The 10,950-nt window shown below is 71.9% G+C and carries 5 protein-coding genes; 2 read left to right on the top strand and 3 right to left on the bottom strand.

Annotation, left to right across the window (positions count from 1 at the left end; genetic code table 11):
• Positions 1 to 65 precede the first annotated feature (65 nt).
• Entirely contained in the window at positions 66 to 599 is a 534-nt protein-coding gene (locus D7X55_RS26960; protein WP_121724560.1) for a hypothetical protein, read from the top strand.
• Between the two features lie 34 nt (positions 600 to 633).
• Positions 634 to 1,617, top strand: coding sequence for an NAD-dependent epimerase/dehydratase family protein (locus D7X55_RS26965; protein WP_120552651.1), 984 nt, complete (start codon positions 634 to 636; stop codon positions 1,615 to 1,617).
• Positions 1,618 to 1,662: 45 nt separating this feature from the next.
• Here the strand turns inward: D7X55_RS26965 and D7X55_RS26970 are convergent, their stop codons facing one another.
• The 3 genes from D7X55_RS26970 to D7X55_RS26980 form a co-directional block, all read right to left on the bottom strand.
• Positions 1,663 to 5,799, bottom strand: coding sequence for a CARDB domain-containing protein (locus D7X55_RS26970; protein ID WP_121724561.1), 4,137 nt, complete (start codon positions 5,797 to 5,799; stop codon positions 1,663 to 1,665).
• Between the two features lie 220 nt (positions 5,800 to 6,019).
• The gene (locus tag D7X55_RS26975; protein ID WP_121724562.1) at positions 6,020 to 8,923 is read right to left on the bottom strand and encodes a CARDB domain-containing protein; all 2,904 of its coding nucleotides are present in this window, start codon (positions 8,921 to 8,923) and stop codon (positions 6,020 to 6,022) included.
• A 131-nt stretch (positions 8,924 to 9,054) separates the two neighbouring features.
• A complete protein-coding gene (locus D7X55_RS26980; RefSeq protein ID WP_121724563.1) occupies positions 9,055 to 10,563 on the bottom strand; it encodes an ATP-binding cassette domain-containing protein in 1,509 nt (502 codons plus the stop codon).
• Positions 10,564 to 10,950 lie beyond the last annotated feature (387 nt).

Here is a 10,950-nt window from a genome sequence, read left to right on the forward strand (position 1 = left end):
CGATTGAGGGGCGGGCAGGTGCGGTCGGGGTGGAGGCCCCGCCGCTTGTGGCCTAGCGTGACGGCATGCGCCCCGCACGACTCCTTTCACTCCTCCTGGTGTCCCTCGTCCTTCCGGCCTGCGCCGCCCGGCAGGTGCGCCCGGAGGGAGCCATCCGCAAGGTGGTGGTGATTGCGGGCTCGCGCGTGGACGTGCTGCCCACGGGCTCCTTCCGCCAGGACATCATCGGAGAGGGCAACCCGCGCACGGTGCTGGTCCGCCAGGCGGAAGCCGAGCTGCTCTCGCGCGGCTTCGAGGTCGTGGCCACCCGCCAGTCCCAGGCCCCCGTGCCGCTCACGGACGAGGTGTCGTCCTTCGTGAAGCAGAACAAGGCCGAGGCCGCGGTGGTGGTCATCCTGGACTGGCTGGACGTGTCCGGCGCGTCGGTGCTGAACCGGGTGGACGTGGTGCTGCGGCTGGGCATGGTGGACCCCAACGGCCAGGTGCTCTGGACGGACACGTTCCGCTCGCAGCCCATCGTGAGCGCCTACCAGTCCGCGACGGACTGGAACTCGTTCCTGCGCCGGGCCGTCATCGACGCGGTGAAGGTGGTGCCGTGACGGCCGTCCTCCTTTCGCGCGGGAAGAGGGGGGCATGCGGGTCCTGGTGACGGGCGCGGCGGGCTTCATCGGCGCCCACGTCTGCGAGCGGCTCCTCGCCCGGGGCGACACGGTGGTGGGACTGGACGCACTGGACGCGGCTCCCGGGGACGTGGCGCTGCGGCGCTCCCGCCTCCAGCGGCTGACGGGCGCGCGCGGCTTCACCTTCCTCGCCGGCGACATCACCGACGCGGCCCGGCTGGGCGAGGCATTCACCACCGCCCGTCCGGAGGGCGTGGTGCACCTGGCCGCGCGCGTGGGCGTGCGGGCCCCGGACGCGGAGGCTCCGGCGTACGCGGACACCAACGTGACGGGCTTCGTGCGCGTGCTGGAGGCCTGCCGCGAGGCGCGCGTCCAGCACCTGGTCTACGCGTCCTCCAGCTCCGTGTATGGCGCGGCCACGCCCGCTCCGTTCCGCGAGGACGCGCCGGTGGATCAGCCGCTCAACCTCTACGGCGCCACCAAGCGCGCCAACGAGCTGATGGCCCACGCGTACAGCCACCTGCACCGGCTGCCCGCCAGCGGCCTGCGCTTCTTCACGGTGTACGGCCCGTGGGGGCGCCCGGACATGGCGCCGCTCCTGTTCCTGCGCGCGCTGGCTCGAGGCGAGCCCCTGCGGCTGCACGGCGACGGGCGCATGCGGCGCGACTTCACCTTCGTGGACGACGTGGCGGAGGCCGTGACGCGCGTGTTGGACCGGCCGCCTTCGGGAGGCGGCCCGCCACACCGGCTGCTCAACGTGGGACACGGAGAGCCGGTGGCGCTGGGGGACTTCGTGGGCCTGCTGGAGCGGCACTGGGGCGCGAAGGCCCGCGTGACGTCCGTGCCCGCCGCGCCCGCGGAGATGGCCTCCACGTGGGCGGACACCACGCGGCTGGAGGCGGAGACGGGCTTCCGGCCGCGCGTGTCCGCGGACGCGGGCGTGGCCCGGCTGGTGGCGTGGTACCGCGAATGGATGGGCGCCGGCCGGGGCTCGTGAAGACCCTGGCCGGCGCCCGCGTGTCCTACGTGCCGTGTCGAAGGGCTACGGCAGCACCGCGAGGAAGCTCTCGACGAAGGCGTTGTTGTCCTCGCGCAGCTCCGTCACCGAGCGGTACGGATCCACCAGCGCGCCCAGGTAGAACAGCCCGGAGCCCTGGCCCTCCGGCAGCCAGGAGGCCGTCGTGGTGAGCGCGCTCGTCGTGCACTGTCCCGCGAGCAGCGAGTCCATGGGCAGGTTGCCCAGGAAGACCTGGGACGTGGACATCCCGGCGCCGGGGAAGCGCAGCGTGGGCTGCGTGGAGAGGTACAGCTCCACCTGGGCGCCCCAGTAATGGTTCTCGGTGCCCTGGTTGCAGACCGTCACCTGGGTGGTGAACGGCTCGTCCCTCCGCACGGAGAACGGCGCGGTCACGCTCGTGATGACCAGGTCCGGCGCGTTGCCCACGCCGATGCGGCCCCGCACGAAGGTGTCGTTGTCCGTGCGCAGCTCGACGCCCGGCCCCGCGCCGTCCACCGCGGCGCCCAGGTAGAAGACCGCGCCCGGCGACGCCCCCTGCGGCAGGCTGACCGGAACGTTCTCCTCACGCGTGGCGCACGCGTTCACGGGCAGGTCCGGAATCTCCACCAGGCCCAGCACCGCCACGCGGGAGGACGGCGGGATGGGCCCGCCCTGCGACGGCGGCTGCGGCAGCGTGGGCTCCGTGGACAGGACGATGGACACCGTCCGCGGCTGCGCGGGCTGCGTGCCCTGGTTGCAGACCGTCACCGGCACCGTCATCCCCCCCATGTCGGGCCGGACGCTGGCCGGTCCCCCCATGGCGGTGATGACGAGGTCCGGCGCGGACCCTACGGCAATGCGCCGGGGACTGATGAACGTGTTGTTGTCCTTGCGCACCTCCTCCATCACGTACGCGTTCGGATCCAGGGTGATGCCGACGTAGAACAGCTGGCCCTCCGGCTGCGCCCCGTAGCTGCGGGCAATGGACTCCATCGGGAAGGTGACGCAGGCGTGCGGTCCCACCTGCGGGAGGATCCCGTCCGCAAGCAGCTCTTCATACGGCGGGTAGTTCTGCGGCGAGGGCAGCGGCAGCGAGGGCGTCGTCAGCAGGTGCAGCGTCGCCCGGACCCCGCTCGGCGAGGGCATCACACCCTGGTTGCAGACCGTGACGGAGGTGGTGAAGGGCACCCACGGCAGGACGCCGGGGGGCGCCGTCACCGACGTGGCGAGCAGCTCCGGCCCGTTGCCAATGCCCAGCCGTCCCCGGACGTGGACGTTGTTGTCCCGGCGCAGCTCGGCCTGGGACCACCCGTACGGCTCCACGACGGCGCTCAGGTACACGGGCTGATCCGGAGAGGCCCCCGGCGGCGGCATGGGGCGCATGGTCCGCGTCAGGGTCTTGCACTCGCCCGCCGGGATATCCTGGACGGAGCCTTCGGTCAGGATGAGCTGGGTGGGGGCAGGGAACGGCCTCGGGGCCCCCTCTGGTGGCAGCTCCCAGGTCTCCTCCGCGGACAGGACGAACGCGACCCGCGCGCTGTACGAGGACTCGGTGCCCACGTTGCAGACGCGCGCGCTGGCGATGAACGTCTCGTACGTCGAGGCGCTGTCCGGCGCCTCCAGCGAGGTGATGACCAGGTCCGGGCCGTTGCCCACGCTGATCACCCCCGCCACGCGGGTGTTGTTGTCCTCGCGCAGCTCCTGCATCTGGGCCAGGGGGTCGGCGACGGCGCCCAGGTACAGCGGCTGGTCCGGCGCCGCCCGGTACGGCCGCGACGCCTGGCCGCTGAGTTCCTGCGTGTCGCACGCGCCCGTGTCCAGCGGAGGCACGTCCAGCATGCCCACCAGGAACTGGCTGTCATTGGGCGGAGGCGGAGCGCCCTGCGAAGGCGCCTGCAGCACGGCCTCCGTGCCCACGTAGACCGCCACGGGGGCCATGCCGTTCGACGGCTGCGTGCCCACGTTGCAGACCTTCACGCGGGTGGTGAAGGTCTCGTTCTCCCGCACGCTGGCGGGCCCCTGGACCTCCGTGACGACGAGGTCGGGCCCGTCACCCACGCCCACCAGCCCCGCGGCGAAGCCGTTGTTGTCCAGGCGCGTCTCCTGCGTCCCGGTGTCGACGACCGCGCTCAGGTGCCAGGTTCCGGGAACATCCCAGGGGCCCGACGGGTACGGACGCATGGCGTGGAAGGTGGCGCTGCGCGTGGCGCACCGCTGGGAATCCAGGTGCGCGTACGACGACGCGCGGCCCAGGAAGGCGTAGCCGGTCTGGGGGCTGGGGTACTGCGAGGGCCCCAGCACCGGAGGCGCCGCGTCCAGGGAGAGGTACAACGAGACGCCGTAGTCGGAGATGGGATCGAAGCCGACGTTGCAGACCGTGTAGCTCGCGGTGAAGGACTGGCCGTCCCGGAGGTTCGTGGGTGCCTGCACGTCGGTGACGACGAGGTCCGGCGCCGTTCCCACGCCCACCCGGCCGTGGGTGAAGACGTTGTTGTCCTCCTGCAGCTCCTGGATGTTCCGGACCGTGTCGATGACCGCGCCCAGGTACAGGGGCTTGCCCGGCTGGAACTCGGGCGGCAGCGAGGCGTTGGCGTTCACCGGCACCGTCGTGCACTGCCCGGCCTCCAGGAACCACAGGTCCGCGCCGCCCACGGGGGTCTGGGTGGGCGTGGCGATCGGCCCGGGGTAGGCCGCCGGGAGGACCACCGGGTCCTGCGTGGAGAGGAACAGGTCCAGGCGGGCGGCGCTGCCCAGGTAATCGGTGCCCACGTTGCAGACCCGCGCCTCGGCGGAGAACCCGGCGTACGGCCGGAGGTTGGCGGGCGCCTTCAGCGACTGGATCACCAGGTCCGGGCCGTTGCCCAGCCCCACGAGTCCCTTCACGAAGGTGTTGTTGTCCTCGCGCAGCTCCGGTTCGGACGGAGAGCCGCCCCCCACGGCCGCGCCCAGGTAGAGGGGCTGGCCCGGCTGACAGCCGGAAGGCGCGAACGCGGGACCGGAGACCTTCACCTGGGTGCACTGCCCGGCTGCCAGCGGCATCAGCAGCTGCGTGGTGCCGATCTCGGTCTCGGTGGTGGGTGACGGGGGCTGCGGGAGCGGAGTCAGTGACGGCTGGGTGGCCAGGCGCACCGCGACGGTCGCCGGCGAGCTGTACGCCGTGCCCACGTTGCACACCGTGACGGACGTGCGGACCTCCTCGCCATGGCGGAGGTTGGCGGGCGCCACCACGCCGGTCACCGTCAGGTCGGGCCCCATGCCCACGCCCATCCGGCCCGCGACGTGCGCGTTGTTGTCCTCGCGCAGCTCCGGAGCATTTCCAGCGTCATCGACGATGGCGCCCACGTACAGCGGCTGCGTGGGCAGGGAGGCATTCGGGGGACGCAGGGCCTGGGCCTGGGTCCGGACCACGATGCAGTCTCCCGCGTCCAACCCGGGCACGAACGCCTCGCCCACCTTGATCTGCGACAGGGAGGGGGTGCCGGGCGCCGGGATGCTCAAGGCCGTCTGCGTGGAGAGGTAGATGCCCGCCTGCGTCGTCGGGGAGGGCGCGGTCCCCACGTTGCAGACGCGCACCTCCGTGAGGAAGGAGGCGTTGTCGCGGACGCTGGTGGGGGCGGTCACCTCGGTGACCACCAGATCCGCCCCGGTGCCCACGCCCATCAGCCCCTTCACGAAGCCGTTGTTGGTCTCATCCAGCTCCTGCACCTGCTGGTCGGTGTCCACGCTGGCGCCCAGGTAGAGGGCGGTGACGGGCTGCGGGCCGGGGGGCGGAATCGCGGGGCCGGACACGGTGCGCGTGACGCACGCGCCGGGGTCCAGGAACCCCACGTCCACCTGGCCCACGGTGCTCTGTCCGGAGGGAGGCGGGCTCCCCGGCGCGGGCACCTGCTGCGTGGGGGAGGTGGACAGGTACACCTGCAGGAGCGTCGGCCCGTTGCCGCCGGCGAAGGCGTCGCCCCGGTTGCAGACCTGCGCGGTGACGGTGAGCGTGCTTCCGTCGCGGACGCTCTGGGGCGCGTCCAGGCGGGTGATGACCAGGTCCGTGCCCTGATCCAATGAATGGGTTTGACCGCGGGCGTGCTTCGCGCTGGGCGACGCACCTTCGCTTCCGCAGCCGGTGATGACGAGCGTGCCCGTGATGAGCAGACACGCGTGTCTCCATGACGGCGACAGCCGTGGCATGTGTTCTCCTTGGGGTATGGGTGGTCTACGAGGCGCCAGCGGGGCCGGCCGACGCCGTGAGAAGCCTTAAGCGACTCGCTCCAAGACGAAAAGCAGTACGACGCGAACCCATCGTATTGGCGGACAGGTCCGGAAAAGACAATCGCCGGCCGCGAGGCGTGAAGGCCCTCCGGCCGGCGAACTCCATCTCAACGGATGGGGAATCCCGAGCGGGAAGCCCCTACTGCGCCTGGCTGATGGGCGTGGCCATCAGCCGCGCGTTGTTGTCCTCGATGAGCTCCTGCCACGCGTTCGGCGTGTCGATGATGGCGCCCAGGTAGATGGGCTGCCCGGGCACGGAGGAGGGAGGACGCAGGGCCTCGGCCTCGACCCACAGCACGGTGCATTGGCCCGGCATCAGCGGGGACGCCCAGAGGCTGCCTCCGGGGATGGGGCTCTGCACCTGGGTATACGGCGGCATTCCCTGGCCGGGCACGTAGAGGGACGTCTCCGTGGTGACGATGAGATCCATCGGCACGGAGCCGTACACGGACACGTTCCCCTCGTTGCAGATGTCCACCTGCGCGGTGAAGCGGGTGTTCTGCGGCACGGGCGCGGACGCCACCGTCACCGAGCGCACCACCAGGTCCGGGCCGCTGCCCCGGACAAGGCGCGACGTCACGCGGGTGTTGTTGTCCTCGTTCAGTTCCATCACCTGGAGGCCGCTGTCCACGCGGGCGCCCAGGAAGAGGGGGCTGTTGGGGTCGGCGAGATAGGGCGCGCCCGCCTGGCCATTGATGGGCGCCGTCAGGCACTGGCCCACGGCCAGCGGCGGCAGCGACACCACGCCCGCCACGAACTCCGACGGCGCGGGGGGCGGAGACTGCGTGGACAGCGTCTCCTCCATCGCGAGGACGCCCATCACCTGCGAGGGCCCCGCCGGCTCCGTCCCCGCGTTGCAGACCGTCACCTTCAGCGTGAGGGGACCGTTGGGGATGGCGCTGGAGGGGCCGGTGACGTCCGTCACCACGAGGTCCGGGCCGTTGCCCAGGAAGAGCGGGCCGGCGACGCGCACGTTGTTGTCCTCGCGCAGCTCCTGATGCTGCTGGTTCACGTCCGCCAGGGCCACCAGGTACAGCGGCTGCGACGGCAGGGCGTACGGCGGAGGCGCGGCGTAGACCGTCTTCGGGTACAGCGCGCAGGCACCCGGCTGGAGCGAGGACACCTCCACCGTGCCCACCGGTGACTGGGTCGGCGGAGGCGGGCCCTGCACCGGTGACACCGCCGAGGGCGTGAGGGACAGGAAGAGGCCCACCGTGGAGGCCGGCGCGGGCTGGGTGCCTTCGTTGCAGACCTTCACGTCCGTCCACAGCGACGTGCCGGGCTTGACGCTCGCGGGCGCCGTCAGCGTGCGCACGACGAGGTCCGGACCGCTCCCATGCCCGATGCGGGACAGCGCGGACACGTTGTTGTCCTCGCGCAGCTCCTGAAGCAGCGCGGGCACGTCCACGACCGCGCCCACGTACAGCGTCGGGTTCGGCATGATCGTCCCGCCGGGCGGGTTGACGTTGCCGGTCACGACGCGGGTGACGCACTCGCGCGGCTCCAGCTGCGGCAGCGGACCTCCCCCCAGAATCATGGCGGACATGGGCGGCGGGCCCGACGGCGTGATGGAGAGCGAGGGCTCGTTCGTGACGTAGACGTCCAGCGGCACGCTCATGGAGCGCGCCGTGCCCACGTTGCAGACCTTCGCGGACACCGTGAACGGGGCATAGGGCGACGAATTGGAGGGGACGTCCATCGCGACGACGGTGAGGTCCGGCGCATTGCCCACACCCACCAGCGTGTCCGCGCGGGTGTTGTTGTCCTCGCGCAGCTCCATCACGCCCTGGTTCATGTCCACGATTGCGCCCAGGTACAGGGGCTGCGAATACGTGGAAGAGGGCGGGCGGTTGGCGGGGCCCTGCACCGTGCGAGCGGCGCACTGGCCCGCCGCCAGCGGCGGCACGTTGAGGGTTCCCAGCGGCAGCTCGGTCATGGGGCGGGGCTGGGACGACGGAGCCGCCAGCGACGGCACCGGGGACAGCACCACCCTCACGTCGGCCGGACCGGAGGTCGTGAAGCCCGTGTTGCACACCGTCGCGGTCGCCTGGAGCGGGTCGCCCTCGCGCACGCTCGCGGGCCCCGTCACGGAGCGGAGGGTCAGGTCCGGGCCGTTGCCCACGCCCACCGGGCCCTGCACGAACGTGTTGTTGTCCTCGCGCAGCTCCAGCAGGCTCCCCGTCCAGTCCACGATGCCGCCCAGGTAGTAGGGCGTGCCGGGCGCCACGGGCGTGGACGGCGGCTGCGCGGTGCCGGAGTAGGGCACCACGCGGCACTGGCCCGTGGCCAGACCGCCCACGGGGATGCTGCCGAGCGGGAACTGAAGGGTGGTCTGCGAGCCGGGCTGGGGCGGCATCGTCATCGCGTTGACCGTGGACAGGTACAGCTGCACGGCGCCGCTGGAGCTGGGCTCCGTGCCCACGTTGCACACCGTCACGGACGCGTCGAACAGCTGGCCCGGCGTCAGGTTCGCCGGCGCGTCCACCTTCGTGACGACCAGGTCCGGCCGGCTGCCCACGCCCATGCGGCCGCGGACGAAGCCGTTGTTCGTCTCATCCGGCTCCGGCACCACCTTCTGCGTGTCGATGCTGGCGCCCAGGTAGTAGACGCCGTTGCCCGTGAAGCCCGAGGGCGGGCTGACGGTGATGTTCAGCGAACGGGACACGCACTGGCCCGCGTACACCGTGCCCACGCTCGTCTGGCCCTGGGTGAGCTGCTGGCTGGTGGGCGGCTGCGTCCCCGACCCCGGCACCTGCTGCGTGGCCGTGGTGGACAGGTACACCTGGAGCAGGGTGCTGGAGTACACGGTCTGCTCACCGGCGTTGCAGACCTTCGCGGTGACGGTGACGGACTGGCCGGGCTTCGCGTTCTCCGGAGCCTGCAGCTCCGTGATGCGCAGGTCCGGCCCGGGCACGAGCGCGGCGGCCTGCTGCTCCAGCGCGGGCGCTTCCTCTGGCACGGAACCGCCCGTGCAACCGGTGAGCGCGAGCGCGCCCGTGATGAAGAGACACGAATGCCGCCATGGCGGCGTACGCCGAGACATACGGACTCCTGGAATGGGGGGAGACAGACGATACAGGCCCGGTGTGACATCCACCGGGCGTGCATGTCTTTTCTAGGAGCGGAAGCCGGCGGGGAAAACCTGTTTCAGTGTTTCCCCAGCGGACACTGTCTCTACTCGACCTCCACGCGTCCGTTCGCGACGCGCCACCGCGTGGTGGTACAGGCGCGCGCGAAGGGCGCGTCGTGGGTGACGAGCAGCAGCGCGCCCGGGTAGTCGTGCAGCGCCGCCTCCAGCCGCTCGATGGACGGCAGGTCCAGGTGGTTGGTGGGTTCGTCCAGCACCAGGGCCCAGGCGTGCTGACCCAGGCCGCGCGCGATGGCCAGCTTGCGCGCCTCGCCGGGTGACGGCTGTCCGGACGCGAGCAGCCGGTGCGGATCCACGCCCAGCGCGGCCACCAGGGACATCACCCGGCCGCGCTCCTCCGGGGGCAGCTCGCGCACCTCCTCGAGCATCGCCCGCGTCTCCTCCACGCCCAGGTCCTGGGGCAGGTACAGCAGCTTGTCGCGGGGCACGCGCGCCTGCTCCAGCAGGGCCTTCAGGAGCGTCGTCTTGCCGGCGCCGTTGGGACCCTCGATGCGGATGCGCGCCTCGCGGTCCACGTCCAGGTGCGTGGGACCCAGCACCTCCATGTCGCCGGCCTTCAGCCCCGGAGTGTCGAAGGTGAAGAGCCACGGGTTGGGCGAGCGCACGTAGTCCACGAACACGGAGCGGCCCACGGTCTTGTCCGCGGTGAAGGTGCCCACCGCTGCCTCGGCGCGCTCCAGCTCGCGCCGCTTGACGGTGACCTGGTGCCCCAGGCGGGCCTCGGCCCAACCGGCCAGTGTGGACGGGCCCAGGCCGCGCGCGTCGCTGTCGTTCTTGTTGCGCATGCGCCGCCCGGTGCTGCGCGACAGGGTGGCGCCCTGGTGTTCGCGCCGGGCGTTGGCCAGCAGCTGCGCGGCCCGGTCCCGCTCCGCCTTGGACTGCTGGTGGGCGGCGACCTCCGCCTCGCGCTCCGCCTCCCAGTGGCCCTTCGCGGCGGAGTAGGCGCCCGGGTACAGGTGGGCCTCGCCGCCGTGCACGCGCAGCGTGGCCTGGGTGAGCGTCTCCAGCAGCTCGCGGTCATGGGACACGACGACGCCCACGCCCCGGAAGCGGCGCAGCGCGGCCACCAGCCACGCGCGTGCCTCCGCGTCCAGGTGGTTGGTGGGCTCATCCAGCAGCAGCACGTCCGGCTCGCGGGCGAGCGCCGCGCCCACCTGCCAGCGCTTGCGCTCCCCCGGAGACAGCGTGGGCCAGCGCTCCAGCGCCGTGACGTCCAGGCCCAGCTGGCCCTGGAGCCTGCGCGCCAGCGCGTCCCACGCGTCCGCGAAGGCGGTGATGTCCGGCGTGAGTTCCTCCACGCCCTGCGGACACAGGCACACGATCGGCGAGTCCGGCTCGAACTGGAGCTGCCCGGACGTGGGCGTCAGCTCCCCGGACAACAGGCGCAAGAGGGTGGACTTGCCGGCGCCGTTGGGACCGACGAGGCCCGTCCAGCCCGGGGTGAGGTGGAACTCCACGTCGGTGAGGACGGGGATGGCATCGGTGAACGAAAAGCACACGTCGTGCGCGCGCACGGAGGAAGAGGACGAGGGCATGTTGAAGCGACTCCTGAAACCGGAAGCCAGCGCACACGTCGGTCAGGACGCGCGGCGGCGGGGGACAGCTGGGGACCGGGGTTTCAGGCGAACAGCTTCAAGGATCTGCGAACCTCGTTCAGGGGAAGACCTCTGACATCTCCCCACGTGGACAGCCGACAGCCGGTGCTTCAGGTGCAGCTTGCGGCACGGCCCGGGCTGAAGACAAGGCCCGGGCCCGCACACCAAGGGCACCGACTTCGGAAACGCCGGTGCCCTGACAACGATTCCCGCGTTACTCGTCCGACGGGGGCGGCTGCACCCGGCGCGTGGCGGGGAGGGTGGCGCTCGCGGCCGCGTTGCGGGCCAGGGCCTGGGCGCTCAGCGCGGCGGCCGACGGGGCGCGGG

Source organism: Corallococcus sp. AB049A, assembly GCF_003668885.1.
In the GTDB taxonomy this organism is placed as follows: Bacteria; Myxococcota; Myxococcia; order Myxococcales; family Myxococcaceae; genus Corallococcus; species Corallococcus interemptor.